Below are 25,808 nucleotides of genomic sequence, written 5' to 3' on the forward strand. Positions count from 1 at the left end.
ACTTATACCAATCATAGTAAGTAACTGATCTATTTTACTTGTTAAAACAACTTATTTTTTCGTTGTAAGTTTCGTATAGGGAACAACCATTTACATCAACTTACGCCTCAAACTAAGCCATTTTTCCGGCGCAAAATTTAGATCAGTTATTTAATACAATTGGTATAAGTTTTGTAGCACAGATGTAGCACACATAAAAAAAGGTTAGTAAGCACTACACTTACTAACCTTCTATATATGGTGGCCCTTCCCCGACTCGAACGGGGGACCTGACGATTATGAGTCGTATGCTCTAACCAACTGAGCTAAAGGGCCTTAATTTGTGCGCTGATTATATAAGCTACTCATTTCGCTGTCTAGTATATTCAGTTTGATTGCTTATTTAATCAGCGCTATTTACTTAGCATTCTTAAATATTTCTTTTATATGGTTTTTATTAAGGAGTTATACATTTTTTTGGAATGAAGGAACAAAAAATTGTTTGGGGTGCAGATACAAAAAATCCTACCGAAGTAGGATTTTTTTAGAGTCATTCACTAAACGTCGATTACTCGTCTAGGAAGCTGCGTAGTTGTTCACTGCGGCTAGGATGGCGTAGTTTACGAAGTGCTTTAGCTTCGATTTGACGAATACGCTCACGTGTTACATCAAACTGTTTACCAACCTCTTCTAAAGTGTGGTCAGTGTTCATATCGATACCAAAACGCATACGTAATACTTTAGCTTCACGCGCTGTTAAACCTTCTAATACATCGTTTGTTGCATTTTTAAGGCTTTCGCTCGTTGCGCTATCAACCGGTAGGGCAATCGTTGTATCTTCAATGAAGTCACCTAAGTGCGAATCTTCGTCATCACCGATAGGTGTTTCCATTGAGATTGGCTCTTTAGCAATTTTTAATACCTTACGAATTTTATCTTCAGGCATCATCATGCGTTCAGCTAGCTCTTCAGGCTGTGGCTCACGACCCATTTCTTGTAACATTTGACGAGAGATACGGTTAAGTTTGTTAATCGTTTCAATCATGTGTACTGGAATACGGATAGTACGCGCTTGGTCAGCAATTGAACGAGTGATTGCTTGACGGATCCACCATGTTGCATAAGTTGAGAATTTGTAACCACGACGGTATTCAAATTTATCAACGGCTTTCATTAGTCCGATGTTACCTTCTTGGATTAAATCTAAGAATTGTAAACCACGGTTGGTGTATTTCTTAGCAATCGAGATAACCAGACGTAAGTTGGCTTCTACCATCTCTTTCTTTGCACGACGAGCTTTTGTCTCACCAATGCTCATTGCACGAGAGATCTCTTTCAAGTTAGTAATGCTTAATGTGCTTTCTACTTCGATAGCCAGCATTTTACGAATACAACGCTCTAGATCTTCTTCAGCTTCTTTAATACCTGCAACGTAAGCTTGGTCGCCACTTAGTACTTTTTCTAACCATGCGCTGCTTGTTTCATTACCTTTAAATAATTTAATGAATTCAGCTTTTGGCATTTTGCATTGTTCAACACAGATTTTTAGAATTAAACGCTCTTGTACACGCGCTGCATTCATATTACCGCGAATCAATTTCACCATACGGTCAAACTGTTTAGGGATTAGTTTAAACTGTTGAAAATATTCTGCTTGTTCGTTAATGGCTGCTAACGTCTCTGCATGTTTACGACCATTTTTAGTGATAGATTTTTCTACGATGTTATTTAAACGACGTAATTCAGCAAATTTTTCTGCTGCTTCTTCAGGACATGGACCTTTTGGACCTTCCTCTTCATCTTCAACGTCTTCTGCATCTTCATCGTCGTCATCTAGGTCTGCTTCAGATAATTCAGAACCGATGTTAGTTGCACTTACCGCTTGTGTCATATCATCATTTGGATCAATAAAACCACTGATTAGGTCAGTTAGTTTCATCTCTTCTGCTTCATAGCTATCGTAGTTATCTAATAGGTTACGAATCGTTGCTGGGTATTCAGAAACAGAATTTTGTACTTCTTTGATACCTTCTTCGATACGTTTAGCGATAACAATCTCGCCTTCACGTGTCAGTAGTTCAACAGTACCCATTTCACGCATGTACATACGTACTGGGTCTGTAGTACGGCCAATTTCAGATTCAACCGTTGCTAATACTTGCGCAGCAGCTTCTACAGCATCTTCATCTGGCTCATCATTATCTGTACCAGATAAAATTAGATCATCAGCATCAGGTGCTGTTTCAACAACACGGATACCCATGTCGTTGATCATTTGAATGATATCTTCAATTTGCTCTGACTCAACGATATCTTGCGGCAGGTGATCATTCACTTCTGCGAAGGTTAAGAAACCATTTTCTTTACCTTTAATGATCAGCTCTTTAAGCTGCGATTGAGGTGTTTGGGCCATAGGTACCATCCAAAAAATTAGTCGTAAAATGTGGTGTAAATGGGAAAAAATCTGAGCGCTCGATTATACGCCTAAATTGAATTTTATGCCAATCCCATTAATGTTGTTTTTGTTCTTTAAGAAGTTGTGCTAACTGCACCGTCTCTTGTATTGTTAAAACCTCACCTTGTCTTGATTTTTGTTTTAAAAATTCAATACGTTGTGTAAGGTGTAAAGATAAAAAATTATCTAAAATATCGAAGAATACTTCTTCGTAATTGTTTTTATCGACTTGGTTTTCCCAAGTTGCTAACGTAATTAATTGTTTTTCTTCTGGTTGACCACGCCAATGTTCCAATAACAGTCCTGTAGAGAGATGGGGTGTCTTTCTACAAATTTCAAGTAGTGTATTTAAAAGAGTTATGCCAGGTATTTCTATCTCTTTAAATTCAGGTATTTCATCCAATTGATAAGCCATTTGCGGATGTTGCAGCAATAACGAAATAGCTAGTCTCATTGGTGTTATCTTTTGCGAGGTAGGTTTTTTCTCTACCGTTTGTGCCGCGGGTAATAACTTTTGTAAACCTTCTTTTTCAATCCCTAAGAGACTGATTAAACGAGTTTCCATCATCTGTCTAAAAACTGAATCAGGTAACTTAGTTAATAACGGAATCGCTAATTGTGCAAGTTTTGATTTACTATCAGCACTGGTCATATCAACTTGTGTTAACAATTGCTGGAACAAAAAGTCAGATAATGGCATCGCTTGATCAACGAGCTTTTCGAAGAAAACTTTACCTTCTTTTTGCACTAAACTATCTGGATCTTCACCATCAGGTAGGAACATAAAGCGTAATGTTCGCCCATCTTGAATCGCAGGTAGGGCATTTTCTAATGCACGCCAAGCCGCGGTACGACCGGCTTCATCACCATCAAAACAGCAAATAACTTCACTGGTTTGTCTAAACAAAAGTTGGATATGATCGGGTGTGGTGGCTGTACCTAAAGACGCCACTGCATAGTGGATATCAAATTGTCCAAGTGCTACAACATCCATATAACCTTCAACGACTAAAATACGTTGAATATCTTTGTTATGTTGTTTTGCTTGGTATAAGCCGTATAGCTCTTTACCCTTGTGAAAAATTGGGGTTTCAGGAGAGTTTAGATATTTTGGTGTTGCATCATCAAATACACGGCCACCAAATCCAATCACTCGACCACGTTTATCTAAAATAGGGAACATTAAACGGTCCCTAAAACGATCATAGCTACCGCCGCTATCTTTACTGATTAACATACCTGCATCAATTAGTTGTTGTTCAGTGTGTTTGTTGATAGCAAATTGTTTACGCACTTCATCCCAACCATCAGGAGCGTAACCAATTTGAAAATGTTTAGTAGTAGCGCCAGATAAGCCTCTACTTTTTAAGTAGTTAATGACTTTTTCACTGTTTTTATGTGTGCGTAATTGCTGTTGGTAAAAGCGCGTAATATCACCCATCAATTGATATAAGTCTTTTCTATCAACATAGTTAGTAGGGGCTTGATTGCTATTTGATTCTTCACGTGGTATTTCAATGGAAAGTTGTTCTGCTAGTACTTCAATGGCATCAACAAACTCAATACCATCATATTCCATTAAGAAGGTAACCACATTACCGCTAACACCGCAGTTAAAGCAGTGGTAAAACTGCTGCTCTTCGCTGACTGAAAATGTGGAATCATTATTACCATTATGGAAAGGGCAGCGGGCACGATAGCTTTTGCCTTTTTTCTTCAACTTAAGACGGCTATCAATTATATCAACGATATCGCTACGAGAAATTAAGTCGTCAATGAAATTCTTTGGAATGCGGCCTGCCATTTAAGAGTCCTATGGAGAAATGAGAGTACTATACTCACAGTATTTAATACGACACAGATATTGTGTTTTTAATTCAGGTTAGATGCTATCTTTTTCAAAAATATCAGGGTGTTTAAAGTTAATAATTAATATTAACTGATAAAGTTGCTTTCATTAAAACAAAAAAACCTCAGACTTAATGAAAGGCTGAGGTTTTTTAATAAAGAAAGCGAGATGACTATTTTAAGCTAGCTCTTACAAGCCCACTTACTGCAGCCATATCTGCTCTTCCTTGTATCTCTTTTTGGAGTATTCCCATCACTTTACCCATATCTTGCATGCCTTGTGCATCAACAGATGCAATAGCTTGTTTGATATGAGCATCTACTTCTTCAGCAGTTAGTGCTTGAGGTAAAAACTCCTCTAAAATAGCAAGTTCCGTTTTTTCTATATCTGCAAGATCAGCTCGGTCAGCTTTTTCAAATTGAGTAATTGATTCTTTACGTTGTTTAACTGATTTCACAACAACTGTTGTAACAGCGTCATCATCAAGTTCAATTTTATCATCAATCTCAATTTGTTTAACAGCTGCAATCAATGAACGGATAGTCTTTAAACGGACTTTATCCTTTGCACGCATTGCAAGCTTTTGCTCTTCTTGTAATCTTGTTTTTATAGACATCGGAGACCTTTATCTATTCTAGTATAAACGTACGCGACGAGCGTTATCACGAGAAAGTTTTTTCAGGTGACGTTTAACAGCTGCTGCTTTAGCACGTTTACGAACTGTAGTAGGTTTCTCGAAGAATTCGCGTTTACGAGTTTCTGCTAAGATACCTGCTTTTTCACAAGAACGTTTAAAACGACGTAATGCTACGTCAAATGGTTCGTTTTCACGAAGTTTAATTACTGGCATATGCCTCTTACCTTTATGGTTACGGTCGTAAATTGACCAGTGCATTTAAATTGGTGCCGAATTTTAATCCTATTTGGGGCATGATGTAAAGAAATTCCGCATTAATTTTCATTAAAAAAGCAGAAAGATCTTAATGATCTTTAGATCCGTGCTTATAATCACGCTTGATAAAAAAATCCATCTTGGCTGTATTTTCCGTTAGAATGCGTTACATTTTTTATTTTGTTCTCTATTTTATTTAATTAGCGTTAATCAAAAGCTAATTATTTTAGTTATAAGGTTGTTTAGTATGCGAATTTTAGGCATTGAAACGTCATGTGATGAAACAGGTATTGCTGTTTATGACGATCAACAAGGTTTGTTATCGCACCAGCTATATAGTCAGGTGAAGTTACACGCTGATTACGGCGGTGTTGTTCCTGAGCTCGCGTCACGTGACCATGTGCGTAAAACCATTCCTCTTATTAAAGAAGCATTAGCCTTAGCGAATTGTACCAAAGATGATATTGATGCGATTGCTTATACAGCAGGGCCTGGTTTAGTGGGTGCATTATTAGTGGGTTCATGTATTGGCCGTAGTATTGCGTTTGCTTGGGATAAACCTGCGATTGCTGTTCATCATATGGAAGGGCATCTTTTAGCGCCTATGTTAGAAGATGATAAGCCTGATTTTCCTTTTGTGGCTTTATTAGTGTCTGGCGGACATACATTATTAGTGCAAGTAGATGATATTGGTGAATATACTTTATTAGGTGAAAGTATTGATGATGCCGCTGGTGAAGCCTTTGATAAAACGGCTAAACTTCTTGGCTTAGATTATCCTGGTGGACCTCGTCTGGCTAAAATGGCTGAAAATGGTGTAGCAGGGCGTTTTAAATTCCCGCGTCCAATGACTGACAGACCTGGTTTAGATTTTAGCTTTAGTGGTTTAAAAACCTCTGCAGCTGTTACCATTGCGCGTGAAGGTGATGATTTACAAACTCAATCTGATATCGCTTATGCTTTCCAGGAAGCGGTAATCGATACCATTGCTATTAAATGTAAGCGTGCTTTAAAACAAACCGGCTTGAAGCGTTTAGTGGTTGCAGGTGGTGTGAGTGCCAATACTGCATTACGTGAGCAGTTAGCTGAAACAATGCAAAAGCTAGGCGGTAAAGCATTCTACCCACGTGGTGAGTTTTGTACCGATAATGGTGCGATGATTGCCTATGCAGGTATGCAACGCTTGAAAGCAGGGCACATACAAGGTTTAGAGATTAAAGCCAAACCTCGTTGGCCATTAGATCAATTAGAGAGTGTGAAGAGTTAAGTCTTAACTCTTTGTTATGAATATTAAAAGCCGTTGCTCATTAACCTGAGTAACGGCTTTTTTATAACTGATGGTTTGATTGGTATGCTATTAAGCGTCTCTAGGTAAACCTTTTTTTACTGCTTTGATTAAACGCTGGTTTAATCTGTCTATATTAATTGGTAATTTTTGTTGCTGCTCGGCCAATGCCCATTCAATGTGCTCATTGACTAGCTCATCTTCACTTTCAACTAACTTATTTTGTAAGCTAGTGATAACGTCAATACTACTTGGTGCATTACCTAACGCAATGGCGATATTTCTTAACCAACGTTGATAACCAATACGACGTATCGGAGAACCTTCAGTATTTTTTAAAAAGGTGGTTTCAGACCAAGCAAACAAACTCAGTAATGACTGGTTTTGTAAAAAGTCTTTGGCTTGATAATCGGATTCTTCAGTGGTGTCAGCAAAACGATTCCACGGACAAATCAATTGGCAATCATCACAGCCATAAATACGATTACCGATCGCTTTACGAAATTCGGTAGGGATAGCACCTTGTAACTCAATGGTTAAATAAGAGATACAACGTCGTCCGTCGACCACATAGGGAGCTACAATTGCTTGAGTAGGGCAAATCTTCATACAGGCAACACATTGCCCACATTGATTTGGTTGTGCTTGATCAACGGGTAAAGCAAGGTCAATTAATAGTTCGCCAAGAAAAAACCAAGATCCAGAATCTTTATCTAGTAGCAGTGAGTGTTTACCTACCCAACCTAATCCCGCTTTTTCAGCGAGCGGGCGTTCTAAAATAGGGGCACTATCAACAAAGGGACGGAAACCTAGCTCGCCCACTTCATTTTTTATTTTATCACCTAATTGCTTTAAACGTTTGCGCAGTACTTTATGGTAATCCCTGCCTAATGCATATCGACTTATATAGGCGAGATCTTTGTCTTCTAAATTTGCTGCAAACTGTGCATCGTCTGGTAAATAATCCATTCTTACGGAAATAACACGTAATGTACCCGGTAATAACTCGTTTGGTCGAGCGCGCATCATGCCATGCCTTTCCATATAATCCATTTCACCGTGGTATTGGTTATCTAACCAAGCTTGTAAATTTGCTTCTTGGTCAGTTAAGTCAACATCACTGATCCCCACTCCTTGAAAACCTAGCGCTTTTCCCCACACTTTTATATTCTCTGCTAACTCGCTTAATACCGTTGAAGAGAGAGGTGTGCTATTGATTTGTGAACTGGTAGATTCTTGAGTTATTTTCATTTGCCGTATATTTCGTTGCGAAAGGTCTATTTTTATCTATTTTCTATGCAGGCAGTTTAGCATAAGTTACTCAGCTTGAATGCTTCTCTTTAATTCACTTTTAAGTAAATTGATTTACTTTCTGAAGTGATTGTTTATGCTCTGTAGTAGGCTAGCACTAGTGTGAAGCATCTGCTTTCTGTTATTATCTGTGCTAATAGCGCAATTTCAGAGTGTTTTTTTATGCTATTTAACGAATTTCGCTGTCAATATACTCAACTCATGATTGGAATGAATAAATCTCAATGTCGAATCTATTAAAAGAAAAGTTACTCAATGCTGAACAAACCGTACAATTTGGTGACCGTTTAAGTAAAGCTTGTCAAACAGCAACCTGTATTTATCTGCATGGTGACCTTGGCGCTGGTAAAACCACTTTAACGCGCGGTTTTATCCAAGGTTTAGGGCACGTTGGTAATGTAAAAAGCCCGACTTATACTTTAGTGGAACCTTATGAGTTAGCAGAGTGGCAAGTTTATCATTTTGATTTATATCGTTTGTCTGATCCTGAAGAGTTAGAGTTTATGGGGATCCGTGATTATTTTGGTGAAACTAGCCATTGTCTAGTGGAGTGGCCGGAGCGCGGTGTTGGCTTTTTACCTAACCCAGATATAGATTTAACTATTGTTTATGTCGGTGAGCAGCGTGAAATTACGTTACAAGCAAATACCGAAAATGGCTTAAGAGTATTAAAGAATTTATGATGAATAAGTACAATCCAAGCAGGTTATTAACGCCGTTATTCTCTAATAAAGTGACTTTATTTTGCACTTTACTGATCATGCAATGTATCAGTTTAAGTGTAGCTGCCGCACAAAATGAGTTAAAAGGTGTGCGTACCTGGCCTTCACCTGACAATACTCGGGTTGTACTTGACCTTGCTAACAAACCACAATACGAAACACATTACCTGAGTAAGCCAGATCGTTTAGTGATTGACTTGACCGGGACGCGTAATAAAGCGAATTTAAGTGCAATTACTAATAAAGGTAAATTGATCACTAGAATTCGTGAAAGTAAAACCGCAAAAGCGAATACCTTTAGATTGGTTATTGATTTAACCACCGCCAGTAAAGCAAGAATTTTCAGCCTACCACCTGCTAAACCTTACGGGCACCGTTTAGTGATTGATTTACCAACTATTGCTACTAAAGTACCCACTAAAATAGCAGCAACACCTAATGGCCGTAATATTATTGTGGCGATCGATGCTGGTCATGGTGGTGATGACCCCGGTGCTTTAGGTAAATATAGTTACGAGAAAAAAGTCACACTACAAATCGCTAAGCGCTTAAAAAATACCATCGATGCGCAACGTGGTATGCAATCCTTTTTGATTAGAACGGGTGATTACTTTGTAAATTTAAATAAACGCTCTGAAATTGCGCGTAAAGGTAAAGCTGACTTTTTGGTGTCTATTCATGCCGATGGTTTTACCTCTAGTCGTCCTAAGGGCGCTTCTGTTTGGGTATTATCAAATCGTCGTGCGACCACAGAGTTAGGTCGCTGGATGGAAAAAAATGAAGCGCAATCACAGTTATTAGGTGGTGCGGGCGATTTAATTCAAGACTCTGACAGTGTGCCATTTTTAAATAAAATGCTGCTAGATATGTCCATGGGGAATACCATGGGGGTTGGTTATAATATTGGTAGTTTGGTAACGAGCGAGCTTTCTAAAGTCACCACCATGCATAAAAAAGAGCCTGTGCATGCCAGCCTTGCGGTATTAAAGTCACCTGATATTCCTTCTATTTTGGTGGAAGCTGGATTTATTACTAATCCAACGGAAGAGCGTTTGCTTAATCAAGCTGCTTTCCAAAACAAAATTGCTAATGCCGTGTTTAAAGGTATTTATAAACACTTTAGTTTAAAACCACCGCAGGGCACTTTGTTTGCTCAGAAAAAACATGCAACTAAACATACGGTGCGTAGCGGAGAGTCGTTATCGATACTTTCTAAGCGTTACAGTGTTAGTGCCGCGAAGTTAAAAAGCTTTAACCATTTGAAATCTAGTTCATTGAAGATTGGTCAGGTATTAAGTATTCCTGAAAACTATCAAGTGGTGGTTGAGCCAGAATCTCAGGTTACCTCTGCGAGACCTTTAGTACAACAAGCAACGACACATACTGTTAAACGAGGTGAATCGTTATCTGTGATCGCCAGTCGATATGGTAAAACCACAGCGCAATTAGTCGCTTACAATAACTTATCAAATACGACGCTAGCAGTGGGGCAAAAAATCGAGATCCCAGGTGTAGGCGGCAATGCGCAAAATACCCAAACCATAGTGGTTAAAACGCCCGTAGTTCATACTGTAGCACGCGGTGAATACCTTTCTGCTATTGCTAAAAAATACAATAAAAGTATTAAGCAGTTAACTTCTTATAATAAATTAAGCTCAACGACATTACGAATTGGTCAGCGTATTAAGATTCCTGGTGCCTATACGGAAACGACTAAAACGCGAGTAATTGAGCCAAAGGTCGCACCTAAAGCACCTGCGCCAGTTGTTAAAAATCAAATTTATACGGTACGTTCAGGTGACTCTTTATCGGTTATTGCAGAAAGATATGCGACCAATATGTCTAATTTGAAACGAATCAATAATTTAAAATCTAGCAGTGTCTATGTAGGGCAAAAATTAAAAGTGCCAGCAGGGCAAGTTGAAGCAGCGCCTGAACGCCTTCATGTGGTGAAAAAAGGTGAGTTTTTATCGCTGATTGCTAAAAAGTACGACACCAGTATATCGACCTTAAAAAGCTACAATAACCTTAAGTCGACCTCTTTACGTGTTGGACAAAAGATTAAAATACCTGGGGCTGATAGCTCCAACTATCAATCGCCAGTCGCTAAAAAAGTGGTAGTGCCTACTGAGCATAAAGTAAAACGCGGTGAATCCTTATCTGTCATTGCACAACGATACGATAGAAGTGCAAAACAGTTTCAAGCATACAATAAACTTAGCTCGACGCGTTTATCGGTTGGACAAGTATTGAAAATCCCAAGTGCGAATTATAGTGCGCCGGTTCGACCTGCTACGCATACGGTACAAAAAGGCCAATCTCTGTCTGTTATTGCAAGTAGATATGGCGTGTCTACACAACAGTTAAAGCAGTTTAATGGATTACGATCTAACGCATTAAATATTGGTCAGCGTTTGAAAATTCCAACGGCGAGTGCGCAGAAAACTCAGCATAAAGTGCGTAGTGGTGAATCACTATCGGTGATTGCACAACGTTATGGGACAACAACCAGTGCGATTATTTCGACCAATAAATTACGCAGTAAATCCTTAGCTGTTGGCCAAGTGTTAACAATTCCTGTGAGCTAGTTTAACGAGTTTATCATCATGGCAATTCAGATATTACCTGCACGATTAGCTAACCAAATTGCGGCCGGTGAAGTAGTGGAGCGTCCAGCTTCCGTGGTTAAAGAGTTAGTGGAAAACAGTTTAGATGCGGGGGCGACCCGTATCGAGATAGAGATTGAACAGGGCGGCGCTAAGTGCATTCGCATTAAAGATAATGGTAAAGGTGTCAGCAAAGAAGAGTTGACCCTAGCATTAAGCCGCCATGCCACCAGTAAAATAAGTCACCTTGATGATTTAGAAGCGATTGTAAGCTTAGGTTTCAGGGGCGAGGCGTTAGCCAGTGTCAGTTCAGTTTCTCGTTTAACCTTTACTTCTAAGCCTGCAGACCAAGATCAAGCTTGGCAGGCCGTTGCTGAAGGTCGAGATATGCAAGTGAATGTGCAACCTGCTGCTCATCCGCAGGGCACCACGGTTGAAGTGTTGGATCTGTTCTTTAACACGCCTGCACGTCGTCGTTTTTTAAAAACAGAAAAAACTGAATTCCAACATATCGATGAGCTGATCAAGCGTATTGCGCTGAGTCGTTTTGATATTGCCATCACCTTAAAGCACAATAAAAAAATAGTAAGGCAATATAGAGCTGCGCCAGAACAAGCACAGCAGGAAAAACGTATTGCGGCTATTTGTAGTGAACAATTCATTCAACATGCTGTATTTTTTGAGCATGCCGACCAGTCTTTAAAAATATCTGGCTGGGTATCGGACCGTTTATCACCACGTCCTTTAGCCGACGTACAATATTGTTATATCAATGGACGAATGATTCGCGATAAATTGGTGAACCATGCAATCAAACAGGTATTTGCACACTTTATCCCGCAGGGCATGTTTCCTGGTTATATTATCTATATTGAATGTGATGCTAAAGAGGTGGATGTTAACGTTCACCCTGCTAAGCATGAAGTGCGATTCCATCAAGCGCGTTGGGTGCATGACTTTATTAGCAGTACACTCAACTCAACGTTAAGTGATAGTTCGTTATTAAGCCATGATCTTGAAGCGCAGCAAAATATGGCGCAGCCTCGTGTGGCAGAACATGCTTATCAGCCACCAAGCCAGGTATCAGAAGGGCAGGGGGGAGATTATAATCACGCTCATAACAGTGAAGCTAGTCCTCGTCGTAATGAATACTCTGGAGGGACTGGCGGTTATGCGGCGATGCCAACGCGTCCAGTATTAGATCAGCAAAAAGTAGGGGCGTATTGTGATTTTGTTGCTGAAGCATTTCAGCAAGATATAGGGTTAACAGTTGGTACTTCAGAAACATCAAAGTCTTCTGCTATTGTTAAATTAATCAGTGTTATTGACCAGCATCATTTATTGGTTCAACCACAGATTGAGTCGCTAAGTGCGTTATCTGAGAATGGTTTGTTGATTATGTCTTTGCCTCGAGCCCGTCAACAGATTGTTGCTTCACAATTGTTTAATGCTTGGCAAGATGGCGAAGTGATCTCACAGCCTTTATTACTGCCGGTACGCTTTAAACTAAGTCCTGAAATGTTAGTGGTGGCTGAACAAGCAAGTTCATTATTAGCTCGCTTAGGTTTTACTTATAAATTTCAATCACAATTTGTGATTGTTAGCCAAGTGCCAGCCGCTTTCAGGCATGCGCCCATTGCGACTATTTTGCCGCAACTGTTTGACACTTCAAATGAAGCTGAGCACCTGAGTAGTGAGCAGCAAGTTCAGCAAGTGTGCGATAAGTTAAGCCATCTATTACACGCTCAAGAGCAAGAGAAAGCCTTCTCTGCAACTGAGGTAACACCATTATTTGACGCGTTAAGTAGTTTGTCTAATGAGGCGTTTCAACACTGCTTTAAACAACCTAATTTGTCATTATTATTACAGGGTATTCATTAGAATGACCGACACCAGCAGCACAGCTTTCCCTAAAGCTATTTTTTTAATGGGGCCAACGGCCTCAGGTAAAACCGACTTAGCCATCAAATTGGCTCAACAATGTCGTTGTGAAATTATCAGTGTGGATTCTGCACTGATCTATAAACAGATGGATATTGGCACTGCTAAGCCTAGCGCCGAAGAGCAAGCATTAGCACCACATATGTTAGTTGATATTATTGACCCTATAGACAGCTATTCAGCTGGCAACTTTCGAGATGATGCATTACGTTTGATGAGTGAAATCGTTGCAAGAGGTAACACACCTTTATTAGTGGGTGGCACCATGCTTTATTATAAAGCCTTAGTCGAAGGGTTATCTCCTTTACCAAGTGCAGACCCAGAAGTACGTGCTGCGATAGAAAAGCAAGTTAATGAAAGTAGTTGGCAAGCATTACATGAAGAGCTGCAACAGATAGATCCGGTTTCTGCTGCTCGTATTCATGTTAACGATCCACAACGTTTAGCACGTGCTATTGAAGTGTATCGCATCACGGGTAAAAGCATGACTGAGCTGACTGAAGTAAAAAGCGAACCCATCCCCTTTGATGTTAAGCAGTTTGCCATTGCTCCCGCTGAAAAAGTTGTATTACATGAACGTATCGAACGTCGTTTTGATTTAATGCTAGTCGGTGGCTTTGAGCAAGAAGTAAGAGCCTTATATGAACGTGGTGATTTACACCTAGATTTACCTTCTATGCGCTGTGTTGGTTATCGCCAAATGTGGGAATATATTGAAGGTAAGATGGATTATGAAGAGATGCGTTTTCGAGGCGTGGTCGCCACTCGTCAATTAGCGAAACGTCAAATGACCTGGTTAAGAGGCTGGAAACAAGATATTCAATGGTTAGAAAGTGCCGATCCAGATAACTTTGAAAAAATTAAAAGCATCTTATAGATGAGCAAATCTAGTGTAAACCGTTAGTTATTTAAATTACAAGAGGATAGAAGGAGGTACGGATCAAAATTTTACGTTTTCTGTCGGTTTTTTTCTATTCCTTAGTTATACTTATATTTGAATATAATAATAAAGAACACTTAAGGAATCGCTAATGGCAAAAGGACAATCATTACAGGATCCCTTCCTAAATACCTTGCGTAAAGAACGAATCCCAGTCGCAATCTATTTAGTGAATGGAATTAAGCTACAAGGGCAAATAGAGTCCTTTGATCAATTTGTCATTTTATTGAAGAACACTGTCAGTCAAATGGTATATAAACATGCAATCTCTACTGTTGTGCCTAGTAGAGCTCTACCTAGTATTACTCACGAAGAGTAGTCTTATCATAAGAATAAAATGGCTTGCTTATGCAGGCCATTTTTTTATCCAAGCGCATCACTTCTTGAAGGTAATCAGTATAATCATTAAATAGCTGTGTTAGGATTAAGTTTGCTGCTTAGCCTTGAAATTACGTTACTAAGCACCATCTATTACCTTTACTTACTTATTGGAGAATTATTTGTTTGATCGTTATGAAGCCGGTGAACAGGCTGTTTTAGTTCATGTCTCTTTTTCAGATGAAAATAATAAAGAAGATATTGATGAATTAAAGCTGTTAGTTAGCTCTGCCGGTGTTACGCCTGTTGCCACAGTGACAGGTCCTCGTAAGTCACCTCATGCACGTTTTTTTGTTGGTACAGGTAAAGCCCAAGAAATTGCTGATACAGTACACACCATGGGTGCTGATATCGTTATCTTTAACCATGCTTTGTCTCCTGCCCAATTGCGTAATATGGAGCAAAAGTGTGAATGTTTAGTACTTGATAGAACAGCACTTATTTTAGATATCTTCGCACAACGTGCTCGTACCTATGAAGGTAAGTTACAAGTAGAGCTTGCTCAGCTTCATTATATGTCGAGTCGATTAGTACGCGGTTGGAGTCACCTTGATAAACAGAAAGGTGGTGTCGGCATGCGTGGTCCTGGTGAAACCCAGTTAGAGACAGATAGACGTTTACTTGGTGCACGTATTACTACGATTAAATCAAGATTAAGCAAAGTATCAAAACAACGAGAGCAGGGACGACGAGCGCGTTTACGCAATGAAGTACCAACAGTATCTTTAGTTGGTTACACCAATGCTGGTAAATCGACCTTATTTAATCAAATAACCGAAGCAAAAGTGTATGCCGCTGACCAATTATTTGCGACCTTAGACCCAACCTTACGCAAAATATCTGTAGATGATGTAGGTACTTGTATTTTAGCTGATACAGTAGGGTTTATTCGTCATCTACCGCATGATTTGGTAGCTGCATTTAAAGCAACATTACAAGAAACCCGTGAAGCAACGCTGTTGTTACATGTTGTAGATTGCTCCGATGAAAATTACCTCGCTAATGTAGAAGCCGTTGAAGAAGTATTATCGGAAATTGATGCCGGTGAAGTACCGCATTTAATGGTGATGAATAAAATTGATGCACTAGAAGAAGCGGAACCAAGAATAGACTATGATGATTTAGGCGTGCCAACCAGAGTTTGGTTATCGGCGCAGAAAAATATTGGCGTGGATCTATTATTTAATGCCTTAAGCAGTTTATTATCGGGTAAGATTCGTTCATTACAATTATCAATACCACCTGCACAGGGTAAATTACGCGCCTTATTCTATCAGTTAGAGTGCATTGAAAATGAAGCGTACGCTGAAAATGGTCATTGTGTTATCGATATCCGTTTAAATAACACCGACTGGCAACGTTTGATAAAACAAGAGGGCGACTACATAGAGGAATTTGTGGTAGATAACAATTATCAAAGTGTCGCTGAATTAGAAAAAGAAGATTGGACCTAATATGTCATTAAGCACTTTATTATTAGACTGAACATTGTTACATTGCAGTAATAGTTTAAGTGTTTGGTAAATTCTTTTAAATGATTCATTATTAAACAGATTTTATTAATTCAATTTATGAGTAAATCAGGAGCTAACATGGCTTGGAATGAACCGGGTAAAGATGATAAAAAAGATCAAGACCCGTGGAACAAAAACGATAAAAAGAATGAACAGGGACCACCAGACTTAGACGTTGTTTTTCAAAAAATATCTGGATTCTTAGGTGGCTTATTTGGAAAAAAATCAACGCAAGGTCCTTCTGGTGGCGGCAACAGTGGTAATGGCGGAAAGATTGTTGCTATTGCTGTGCTTAGCATCATTGCTATTGTTTGGTTTGCAAGTGGTTGGTATACCATTAAAGAATCAGACCGTGGTGTAGTACTGCGCTTTGGTGCTTATCATTCACAGGTTGAGCCTGGTTTACACTGGAATCCAAAATTTGTTGATCAAATAATTCCAATTAACGTAGAAGCTTTCCGTACCTTACCAACGTCGGGATTCATGTTGACCGAAGATGAGAATATCGTACAAGTGTCAATGGAAATTCAATACCGTATTGTTGAGCCAGAAAAGTATCTGTTTAGTGTTACTAACGCTGATAATAGTTTATTACAAGCATTAGACAGCTCGTTACGTTTTGTTGTCGGTCATTCAACCATGGATGATACATTAACAACCGGTCGTGAAGTGGTCCGTCAAGAAACCTGGGAAATGCTTAATAAAATCATTGAAAGCTACCATCTAGGTATTCAGATTTTAGATGTGAATTTACAACAAACACGTCCACCAGAACAAGTTAGAGATGCCTTTGATGATGCAATTGCTGCACAAGAAGATGAAGAGCGTTTTGTTCGTGAAGCAGAAGCTTATGAGCGCGAGAAAGAGCCAATTGCACGTGGTCAAGTTAAACGTATCGAGCAACAAGCTCGTTCATACGAAGAAGGTATTATCCTAGAAGCACAGGGTGCGGTAGCTAAATTTAATCAATTACTACCAGAATACAAAGCTAACCCTGAAGTGACTCGCCAACGTATTTACATTGAAACAATGGAAAAAGTACTAGGTAATGCATCTAAAGTGTTAATCGATAATAAAGCTGGAGGTAACTTAACTTTCCTTCCACTTGATAAATTGATGGATAAGTCTAACAACACAACACGCTTACCGGTGGAAACTGAGATCGAAACACGTTCACGTGCAGATCAAAAAGCAGACCAAGATGAACGTGCTGCAGTTAATGAGAGAGCTTCGCGTAGCAGTCGTACAACGGGGAGAGACTACTAATGAAAAAATTATTAATACTACCAGCCATTTTGTTTATCGCTTTCATTAGCAGCGCGTTTGTTGTTTCTGAAGGACAAAATGGTATTGTTTTACAGTTTAGTAAAGTGAAACGTGATAGTGATAATAACCCAGTGGTTTATGCACCAGGGTTACACTTTAAAGTTCCATTTATTGATACTGTTCGAGTGATGGATACACGTATTCAAACGTTAGATGATCAACCAGATCGCTTTGTAACATCAGAGAAAAAAGATTTAATTATCGACTCTTATGTTAAGTGGCAAATTGATGATTTAGCCGTTTATTACCTAGCAACTGGGGGTAATAAAATGCAAGCTGAAGCGTTATTGAAGCGTAAAATTAATAATGGTTTACGTAATGAAATTGGTTCTCACACGATTAAAGATATTGTATCTGGTAAGCGTGGCGAAGTAATGGAAACAGCATTGAAGCGTATGGCACGTTCATCTGAGTTAGGTATTAAAGTAATTGATGTACGTATTAAGAAAATTAATTTACCTGATGGTGTGAGTAATAGTGTTTACAAGCGTATGCGTGCTGAGCGTCAAGCGGTAGCAAGAGAACATCGCTCAGAAGGTCAAGAGAAGTCTGAAGTGATCCGCGCTAATATCGACCGTAAAGTGTCGATTATGCTAGCTCAAGCAAACAAAGAGTCAGCTGAGATACGTGGTCGTGGTGATGCAACATCATCTAAAATTTACTCTGAAGCTTTCTCTAAAGATGCTGAGTTTTATGCCTTTATGCGTAGCATGCAAGCCTACCAAAAAAGCTTTGCAGACAAACAAGATGTAATGGTATTAAGCCCGGATTCCGACTTCTTTAAATATATGACGGATAAGAAGTAATATTTATTATTTCTAGTTCGAGTTTAAATACTAAGTGATTGTAAAAAGGCCGATTTATCGGCCTTTTTTTTATTTTAAATTATATAACTAGCGATAAACTCACAAAGATATTGATCGAACTGTTTAAACTTTGCTAAAATCCCCGCTCAATTCGCTAGAGATATGTGATTCTGATGGGAAAAAATGTAGTAATTCTTGGCACTCAATGGGGTGATGAAGGTAAAGGGAAAGTAGTTGATCTACTTACAGACAAAGCGCAATGGGTTGTTCGCTATCAAGGCGGCCACAATGCGGGTCATACACTAGTAATCGATGGAGAGAAAACAGTACTTCATCTGATTCCATCAGGCATACTGCGTGAAAACGTAAAATGTGTCATCGGTAATGGTGTGGTATTAGCACCAGATGCATTGTTCAAAGAAATGAACATGCTTATCGAGCGAGGCATTCCAGCCAAAGAGCGTCTTTCAATTAGTGAAGGTTGTCCTCTAATTCTTCCTTACCATGTAGCACTAGATGTTGCGCGTGAAAAAGCACGTGGCAATAAAGCTATTGGTACAACTGGTCGTGGTATCGGTCCAGCTTATGAAGATAAGGTTGCACGTCGCGGTTTGCGTGTAGATGACTTATTCAACATGGAGAAGTTTGCGGTTAAACTTAAAGAAGTAATGGAATTCCATAACTTCCAATTAGTTAACTACTATAAGACTGACCCAGTAAGTTACGAAGATGTATTAGCACAAATGACTGAAATGGCTCCGCTATTAATTAGCATGGTTATCGATGTAACAGATGAGCTTGATAAAGCACGTTTACGTGGTGATCTTATCTTATTTGAAGGTGCACAAGGTACGTTATTGGATATCGACCACGGTACATACCCATACGTGACATCGTCAAACACGACAGCTGGTGGTGTTGCTACTGGTAGTGGTTTTGGTCCTACACACCTTGATTACGTATTAGGTATTGTTAAAGCTTACACTACACGTGTTGGTTCGGGGCCTTTCCCAACTGAGCTTTATGATGGTGTTGACCACCTAGATCCTGCTGGTCACCATATGGGCACAGTTGGCCATGAATTTGGTGCAACAACAGGTCGTTTACGTCGTACAGGTTGGTTTGATGCAGTTGCTATCAAACGTGCAGTACAACTAAACAGTATCACGGGTTTTTGTTTAACTAAGCTTGATGTACTAGATGGTTTAGAAGAGATCAAAATCTGTACTGGTTACACTATGCCTGACGGTAAAGTTGTTGATGTACCACCTATGTGTGCTGACGGTTATGAGCAGGCTGTTCCTGTTTATGAATCAATGCCTGGTTGGTCTGAAGTATCATTTGGTGTGACTACTTATGATGCACTACCTGCTAATGCAAAAGCTTACATCAAACGTCTAGAAGAGTTGACTGGGATCCCAATGGACCTAATCTCAACTGGCCCAGATCGTAACGAAACAATTATCCGCGTTAATCCATTTAGCGAATAAGTTTAATTGTTTAAAAAGGCCCGCGTTATTGTTGCAATAGCGCGGGCCTTTTTGATCCTGCAATATGACTCGTTCTAAATAATACCAATCATAGTAAGTAACTGATCTATTTTACTTGTTAAAACAACTTATTTTTTCGTTGTAAGTTTCGTATAGGGAACAACCATTTACATCAACTTACGCCTCAAACTAAGCCATTTTTCCGGCGCAAAATTTAGATCAGTTATTTAATACAATTGGTATAAGGTTGACACTTTTTAGCAATGCTAAGAAATCAAGTGACAAAAAAGGGACAATACATAAACATATTGTCCCTTCTCTTATTCTATATCTTCACTCTTGTTTTAGGGGAGTGCGATATGACAGTTAGCTATTAGCTTTTTCGATTCGCGGCAATGTGCGCTAAGCTAATCAGTGCTTGCTTATGATCGCTATCAGGTAAGATAGCAATAGCGTTAATCGCTTTATCCGCTTCTTCCATGGCACGTGCTTTGGTATATTCTAATGCTTTAGTCTCAGTTAACGCTTGCATGATCGCATCAAAGTTTTCAAGACCGTTACCTTTTTCAATTGCTTCTCGAATTAAGCTAGCTTGAGCCTCTGTACCATGTTGCATTGCATAAAGTAGTGGTAGGGTTGGTTTACCCTCAGCAAGGTCATCACCGGTATTTTTACCCATCTCTTTAGCATCAGATGCGTAATCCATTACATCATCCGTTAGTTGGAATGCTGTACCTAAGTATTTACCGTAATCTAATAATGCATTTTCGATATCGTTTGGTTGTTTACCTAATACAGCCACTAACTGCGTTGCTGCTTCAAATAATTTAGCGGTTTTGAAGTAGATAACATCCATATACACTTTTTCAGTGGTGTCTGGGTTATTACAGTTCATTAACTGTAATACTTCACCTTCGGCAATCACATTGGTTGCGCTAGCCAGTACTTTCATGACTTTTAGATTTTCTAGCTCAGTCATCATTTCAAAAGAACGGCTATAAAGAAAGTCACCCACTAATACACTAGCTGCATTACCAAACAGAGCATTGGCTGTTTTCTCGCCGCGACGTAGCTCAGATTCATCAACAACATCATCATGTAATAATGTGGCCGTATGAATAAACTCTATAATAGCAGCCAGTTTTGTAGTTTCTGGAGAATGTACTTTTAGGGCTTGGGCTGCTAATACTGTGATCAAAGGGCGAATACGTTTACCGCCACTGTTGATGATGTAAAAACCGAGTTGATTAATTAATGCAACATCAGAGCTTAGTTGCTCAGTAATCAATTGATTAACTTGAGTCATATCAGTAGAAGAAAGCTGCTGAATTTGTTTAATATCCATGCCTAAATAGTCCCATTGGAAAGAGTGGGTGTATTATTCCCGTTTCTGGACGATATCTCAACTCTATAGGGGTATTTACGAAGCCTTAATCATCATTTAATAATCAACTCTTGATTAATGCTGTTTTAAGTTGATTTTTGCGATTATATTTTGCTTATTTTTAATACTTTTTTTGTTGTTTTTAGGTAAGTTGAGAATACTTACCTCTCTTTGTTCTTATTAATAAAAGAGACAAAGAGTGAGAGAGGGGAGGTGTTAATATTGATTGTTATTCACTCTTTGTAGAGTGAGGTATTTGCGCAAATAATTTTTGAACCAGAATCATCAACTTTGATTTTATGTGGTTTAAATGATTAAGAATCACTTGTTGATTTTTAGTCGCTTGCTGGGTGTTTTTCGCGACTAACAAAAATCTATCATTTAATTGCAATATTTTACCTAAAAGCCATTGCCAAAGTGACAATCTCTCTGTAGAATCCGCGTCCATTGTGATTAATTAGTGCGCTCTCGATGTTCTGTTTGAAATAAAACAACACGAGATGCCTGAACGGAGTAAGAAACATGTACGCTGTTATCCAGAGTGGTGGCAAGCAACACCGTGTTGCTGTTGAACAAACTCTTCGTTTGGAAAAACTTGATGTTGAAGCTGGTGCAACTGTAGAATTTGATAAAGTTCTATTAGTAGCAAGTGCTGAAGACGTTAAAGTTGGTGTTCCATACGTTGAAGGTAGTAAAGTTACTGCAGAAGTAGTAACTCACGGTCGTGGTAAAAAAGTTAAAATCGTTAAGTTCCGCCGTCGTAAACATTCTCGTAAGCAAGCTGGTCACCGCCAGTGGTTTACAGAAATTAAAATTACTGCGATTAACGCTTAATTAGGAGTTATTAAAAATGGCACATAAAAAAGCTGGTGGTAGTACTAATAACGGTCGCGATTCAGAAAGTAAACGCTTAGGTGTTAAACGTTTCGGTGGCGAGTCTGTTTTAGCTGGTAACATTTTAGTTCGTCAACGTGGTACTAAATTCCACGCTGGTCTAAATGTTGGTTTAGGTAAAGACCACACACTATTCGCTAAAGCGACTGGTACTGTTAAATTCGAAAAGAAAGGTAAGCCTGTTCGTTCATTCGTGAGCATCGTAGCTGAATAATCTATTTCGAAGCAAAGTTTAAAAAGCCTCGCAAATGCGAGGTTTTTTTTTGTCTATCTATTTCTATTGAAAATAAGAAATGTGATCTATGATCAATAGAAATAGGTATAATCGTCGCTCTTAAGTAGCGGCTATGTTTTTTGGAGGTTGTAATGAAGTTTGTTGATGAAGCAAGAATTAAAGTTGACGCTGGAGACGGCGGTAACGGCGTAGTCGGCTTTCGTACTGAAAAATATATTCCTCGTGGTGGCCCTAATGGTGGTGACGGCGGTGATGGTGGCGATGTTTATCTAGAAGCCGACGAAAACTTAAATACACTGATTGATTTCCGTTTTGTTCGCTTTTACAGCGCAGAGCGTGGTGAAAATGGTCAAGTATCAGATTGTACCGGTTCTCGTGGTAAAGATAAGATCATTAAAGTACCTGTTGGTACACGTTGTCGTGATGATGACACTGGCGAAATCGTAGGTGATTTGACTAAAAATGGTCAAAAACTAATGGTTGCAAAAGGTGGTTTCCATGGTTTAGGTAACGCACGTTTCAAAACCTCTACTAACCGTGCGCCTCGTCAAAAGACTGAAGGTACACCAGGTGAAGTACGTAACCTGTTATTAGAGTTATTGCTGCTAGCCGATGTGGGCATGTTAGGTTTACCTAATGCAGGTAAATCAACGTTTATCCGAAGTGTGTCTGCGGCTAAACCTAAAGTTGCTGATTACCCATTTACGACTCTTATCCCTAATCTAGGTGTAGTAAGTATGGGTCATGGTAACAGCTTTGTAATTGCTGATATTCCTGGTCTAATTGAAGGTGCTTCGGATGGCGCTGGTTTAGGGACTCGCTTCCTACGTCACTTAGAGCGTTGTCGTGTATTACTGCACATGATTGATCTTTTACCTGCTGATGGTAGTGATCCTGCTGAGAATGCACTGGTTATTTTAGATGAGTTGAAAAAACACAGTCCAAAATTAGCGCAAAAGCCACGCTGGTTAATCTTCAATAAAACAGACTTGTTATTAGAAGAAGAAGCTGAAGAAGTGATGCAACGTGTTAAAGATGCACTAGAGTGGGATGGACCCGTTTATAAAGTAGCTGCTATCTCTAAAACGGGTACAACTGAACTATGTAAAGAGCTAGTTGCATACATTGAAGAGTTACCAGTAGAAGCAACACCAGAAGAAGAGCGTCAACAGGTTGAGTTCCAATGGGATGATTACCATAAATCTGCCATTGATGCTGTTGAAGGTGCTGTGCACCTCGATGACGATGATGACTGGGATGATGAAGATGAAATGATGGAAGTCATTTACGTCAGAGATTAAATTCTTCTCTTTGTTAATAAACATTAAAAAGCCGTTTAGAGTAATCTAAGCGGTTTTTTGTTTTTAGCTGATAATAATAAATTTGTTTAATAGGAAAAATAGATCTGTTCATTAGCGTTATTGCTATTGATAATACGCTGGTTTTTATCTTGTTATAAATTAGTTTGTTCGTAATTGGGAGTAACCATGTCCTCTGTTGACCCTGTTGTATCAGAAAAAAGTAATGCCATATTAAATATGTTGATGCCATTAGTTGAGTGGATTCAACAGCACCAAGCGATTATCTCGCATTCTATTATCAATTTAGTCGTTGCTATATTAATCATCGCTGTGGGCCTCTCTGTGGCGCGTTTATCTACTTATTTAATGAATAAAACCCTGATTAAAAAAGGGGTAGAGCAAACACTTCGAGATTTCGTTTGTTTGATTCTTCGTTATGCATTAATCGCTATGAGTATTATTGCTGGTTTGGCGCATGTTGGGGTACAAACTGCTTCCTTAATTGCTCTTTTAGGGGCGGCCAGTTTAGCCATTGGTTTGGCATTAAAAGGGGCTTTATCTAATTTTGCGGCAGGCATTTTACTAATTGTATTACGCCCCTTTAAAATGGGGGACTTTATTGAAGCTGCGGGTACATCGGGCACTGTGGAGTCGATTCAAGTTTTCAACTGTATTTTAAAAGCGGGCGATAACCGATATATAGTTGTGCCAAATCGCAGTATTCTTAAAAGCAACATAGTGAATGTTTCTCGCAAGCCTGAACGCAGAATCGACCTAGTGATACGTGTTGATTACAAAAGTGACTTAAAGCAAGTCAAAGCTTTATTGGAAGAGGTGGTGTTAGCTAATGAAAAAGTCTTATCTACTCCAAAACTGCAAATTGCAGTCTCAGAGCTGGCGGCTTCAAGTGTTAATCTAGTAGTGCGCCCTTGGGTAAAATCTTCGGACTACTGGTCGGTACGTTTTGCGTTAATAGAAGCAATTAAAGTCGCCCTAGATGAAGCGAGTATTAATATTCCCTATGCTCAGCTACAGTTGCATTGTAAAGCCTAATAGAAGAAGGTTTAAGTCATTACTTTCATTAACTTGGATGAATGTAACCAAGTTTTGTGCGACCCTTTTTTTGAAACTTAATCTTACACTTTGTGTCATTAAAGATAATGATTTATAGGGAAGGGGTCATTTTGTAACATGATGTATTCATCATGGGTATTTTTATTTATGTGATCATTTTCGATATCGTAAATATATTATTATCAATCACATTAAGTGATTGGTATATGTCTATTTTTTATTTTGAGGGTTTTTATGCTTGATAAAGTTGAGTTATATATCGGCGATTGGTTGACCTCATTGAATATTGAGAGTTGGGTTGTCAATTTCTCGCTATTACTTTGTGTCACCATTTTAATACAATTCATTTGGCGTTACTTTGCCAATAAAATGGAAAATGCGATTTCAAAAACTGCAAATAACTGGGACGATATTGTTTTTTTCGCTATTAATAAACCAGTTAATTGGCTGATTTTGTTAATGGGGACCTCTACCTCACTTCGTGTTATAGCGGAAAGTGAAGAGTTAGCTATTTCTGAGTATCTCCCTATTGGACAAAAAGTCGCCGCTTTATTTTTACTGGGTTGGGTATTCTGGCGTTTAGTTTATAAAGCGGAGCATACTTTTGTTGCCGATGAGAAAAGAGATACAACCACTGTCACAGCACTCGCTAAGTTAGCTAAACTATCCATTTTAGCCTTTGTTACATTATCTATCGTACAAACATTAGGTGTTAGCATCTCAGGTGTATTGGCATTTGGTGGTATGGGGGGATTAATCGTCGGTATGGCGGCGAAGGATTTACTGTCTAACTTGTTTGGTGCAGCCATGGTTTATATGGATAAACCTTTCAAAGTAGGGGACTGGATACGTAGCCCAGATAAATCCATAGAAGGTACAGTGGAAGAGATTGGCTGGCGTGTTACTCGAATTCGTACTTTTGATAAACGTCCTTTGTATGTGCCTAATAGTTTATTTACGCACATTGTTGTAGAAAACCCTTCTAGAATGAGCAATAGACGAATTAAAGAGAACTTTGGTTTACGTTATAAAGATATTAGTCAGGTCGAGGCGATTATCAAAGCAGTACGTAGCATGTTGCAGGAACACAATGATATTGACCAATCACAGACTTTGATTGTGAATTTTGATGTGTTTAATAACTCATCATTAGATTTCTTTATCTACACCTTCACTAAAACCACTAATTGGATTTTATTCCATGAAGTGAAACAAGATGTATTGCTGAAAGTGGCTAAAATTGTCACAGATCACGGTGCGGAATTTGCCTTCCCAACACGGCAGCTTCACTTAGATCGTGAAGATCATCAACGTTTATTAGAAAGCGCTGATAGTGTGAAATAATCTTTGTTTATGGGGAATGATTAATTGATAGATGGCGCAGACCTGGAGGTCTACGCCATTTTTTATTTAGCAAGTGACTGAG

General features: G+C 39.0%; 20 protein-coding genes, 1 tRNA gene and 1 pseudogene. 15 read left to right on the forward strand and 7 right to left on the reverse strand.

Annotation, left to right across the window (positions count from 1 at the left end):
* Positions 1-238 precede the first annotated feature (238 nt).
* From DS885_RS04210 to rpsU, 5 genes are all read right to left on the reverse strand, one after another.
* Positions 239-315, reverse strand: a tRNA-Ile gene (locus DS885_RS04210).
* A 232-nt stretch (positions 316-547) separates the two neighbouring features.
* Positions 548-2,392 (reverse strand): RNA polymerase sigma factor RpoD, encoded by a 1,845-nt coding sequence (gene rpoD / locus DS885_RS04215; protein ID WP_113818160.1) that lies wholly within the window; start codon positions 2,390-2,392, stop codon positions 548-550.
* A gap of 97 nt (positions 2,393-2,489) precedes the next feature.
* Positions 2,490-4,238, reverse strand: coding sequence for a DNA primase (gene dnaG, locus DS885_RS04220; protein WP_113818161.1), 1,749 nt, complete (start codon positions 4,236-4,238; stop codon positions 2,490-2,492).
* Positions 4,239-4,455: 217 nt separating this feature from the next.
* The gene (locus DS885_RS04225) at positions 4,456-4,899 is read right to left on the reverse strand and encodes a GatB/YqeY domain-containing protein (RefSeq protein WP_113818162.1); all 444 of its coding nucleotides are present in this window, start codon (positions 4,897-4,899) and stop codon (positions 4,456-4,458) included.
* Between the two features lie 18 nt (positions 4,900-4,917).
* Positions 4,918-5,133, reverse strand: coding sequence for a 30S ribosomal protein S21 (rpsU, locus tag DS885_RS04230; protein ID WP_025563760.1), 216 nt, complete (start codon positions 5,131-5,133; stop codon positions 4,918-4,920).
* A 289-nt stretch (positions 5,134-5,422) separates the two neighbouring features.
* Between rpsU and tsaD the strand changes: the two genes are divergently transcribed.
* The gene (gene tsaD / locus DS885_RS04235) at positions 5,423-6,442 is read left to right on the forward strand and encodes a tRNA (adenosine(37)-N6)-threonylcarbamoyltransferase complex transferase subunit TsaD (RefSeq protein WP_113818163.1); all 1,020 of its coding nucleotides are present in this window, start codon (positions 5,423-5,425) and stop codon (positions 6,440-6,442) included.
* A 90-nt stretch (positions 6,443-6,532) separates the two neighbouring features.
* Here the strand turns inward: tsaD and queG are convergent, their stop codons facing one another.
* Entirely contained in the window at positions 6,533-7,711 is a 1,179-nt protein-coding gene (queG, locus tag DS885_RS04240) for a tRNA epoxyqueuosine(34) reductase QueG (protein ID WP_113818164.1), read from the reverse strand.
* A 284-nt stretch (positions 7,712-7,995) separates the two neighbouring features.
* Here queG and tsaE point away from each other — a divergent pair, with 284 nt between their 5' ends.
* The 9 genes and pseudogenes from tsaE to DS885_RS04295 all read left to right on the forward strand — a co-directional run bounded on the left by tsaE (position 7,996) and on the right by DS885_RS04295 (position 19,494).
* Positions 7,996-8,454 carry a tRNA (adenosine(37)-N6)-threonylcarbamoyltransferase complex ATPase subunit type 1 TsaE gene (gene tsaE / locus DS885_RS04245; protein ID WP_113818165.1) on the forward strand — a complete coding sequence of 153 codons (459 nt, stop codon included), beginning with the start codon at positions 7,996-7,998 and terminating at the stop codon, positions 8,452-8,454.
* 77 nt (positions 8,455-8,531) lie between these two features.
* Positions 8,532-9,803 (forward strand): annotated as a pseudogene (locus DS885_RS04250) (N-acetylmuramoyl-L-alanine amidase); the annotation flags it as partial.
* Between the two features lie 1,296 nt (positions 9,804-11,099).
* A complete protein-coding gene (gene mutL / locus DS885_RS04265; RefSeq protein ID WP_113818166.1) occupies positions 11,100-12,980 on the forward strand; it encodes a DNA mismatch repair endonuclease MutL in 1,881 nt (626 codons plus the stop codon).
* A gap of 1 nt (position 12,981) precedes the next feature.
* Positions 12,982-13,917 (forward strand): tRNA (adenosine(37)-N6)-dimethylallyltransferase MiaA, encoded by a 936-nt coding sequence (gene miaA / locus DS885_RS04270; RefSeq protein ID WP_113818167.1) that lies wholly within the window; start codon positions 12,982-12,984, stop codon positions 13,915-13,917.
* Positions 13,918-14,071: 154 nt separating this feature from the next.
* Entirely contained in the window at positions 14,072-14,299 is a 228-nt protein-coding gene (gene hfq, locus DS885_RS04275; protein ID WP_113818168.1) for an RNA chaperone Hfq, read from the forward strand.
* Between the two features lie 181 nt (positions 14,300-14,480).
* Positions 14,481-15,812 (forward strand): ribosome rescue GTPase HflX, encoded by a 1,332-nt coding sequence (hflX, locus tag DS885_RS04280; protein ID WP_113818169.1) that lies wholly within the window; start codon positions 14,481-14,483, stop codon positions 15,810-15,812.
* A gap of 138 nt (positions 15,813-15,950) precedes the next feature.
* A complete protein-coding gene (gene hflK / locus DS885_RS04285; RefSeq protein ID WP_113818170.1) occupies positions 15,951-17,138 on the forward strand; it encodes an FtsH protease activity modulator HflK in 1,188 nt (395 codons plus the stop codon).
* Positions 17,138-18,004, forward strand: a complete 867-nt coding sequence (gene hflC / locus DS885_RS04290; protein WP_113818171.1) for a protease modulator HflC — start codon at positions 17,138-17,140, stop codon at positions 18,002-18,004. The genes hflK and hflC overlap by 1 nt, the downstream gene beginning before the upstream one ends.
* A 173-nt stretch (positions 18,005-18,177) precedes the next feature.
* The gene (locus tag DS885_RS04295) at positions 18,178-19,494 is read left to right on the forward strand and encodes an adenylosuccinate synthase (protein WP_113818172.1); all 1,317 of its coding nucleotides are present in this window, start codon (positions 18,178-18,180) and stop codon (positions 19,492-19,494) included.
* A 373-nt stretch (positions 19,495-19,867) separates the two neighbouring features.
* Here DS885_RS04295 and ispB read toward each other — a convergent pair whose 3' ends face one another.
* Positions 19,868-20,839, reverse strand: a complete 972-nt coding sequence (gene ispB, locus DS885_RS04300) for an octaprenyl diphosphate synthase (protein ID WP_113818173.1) — start codon at positions 20,837-20,839, stop codon at positions 19,868-19,870.
* A gap of 561 nt (positions 20,840-21,400) precedes the next feature.
* Between ispB and rplU the strand changes: the two genes are divergently transcribed.
* The 5 genes from rplU to DS885_RS04330 all read left to right on the forward strand — a co-directional run bounded on the left by rplU (position 21,401) and on the right by DS885_RS04330 (position 25,726).
* Positions 21,401-21,712 (forward strand): 50S ribosomal protein L21, encoded by a 312-nt coding sequence (gene rplU / locus DS885_RS04310; protein WP_113818175.1) that lies wholly within the window; start codon positions 21,401-21,403, stop codon positions 21,710-21,712.
* A 16-nt stretch (positions 21,713-21,728) separates the two neighbouring features.
* A complete protein-coding gene (gene rpmA, locus DS885_RS04315) occupies positions 21,729-21,986 on the forward strand; it encodes a 50S ribosomal protein L27 (RefSeq protein WP_113818176.1) in 258 nt (85 codons plus the stop codon).
* Between the two features lie 152 nt (positions 21,987-22,138).
* Positions 22,139-23,308: an Obg family GTPase CgtA gene (gene cgtA, locus DS885_RS04320; RefSeq protein ID WP_113818177.1), complete on the forward strand. Its 1,170-nt coding sequence runs from the start codon at positions 22,139-22,141 to the stop codon at positions 23,306-23,308.
* 186 nt (positions 23,309-23,494) lie between these two features.
* Positions 23,495-24,361, forward strand: coding sequence for a mechanosensitive ion channel domain-containing protein (locus DS885_RS04325; RefSeq protein ID WP_113818178.1), 867 nt, complete (start codon positions 23,495-23,497; stop codon positions 24,359-24,361).
* Between the two features lie 255 nt (positions 24,362-24,616).
* Positions 24,617-25,726, forward strand: coding sequence for a mechanosensitive ion channel family protein (locus tag DS885_RS04330; protein ID WP_113818179.1), 1,110 nt, complete (start codon positions 24,617-24,619; stop codon positions 25,724-25,726).
* The last annotated feature ends 82 nt before the right edge of the window (positions 25,727-25,808 follow it).

This window comes from Psychromonas sp. B3M02, from assembly GCF_003318165.1.
Classification (GTDB): domain Bacteria; phylum Pseudomonadota; class Gammaproteobacteria; order Enterobacterales; family Psychromonadaceae; genus Psychromonas.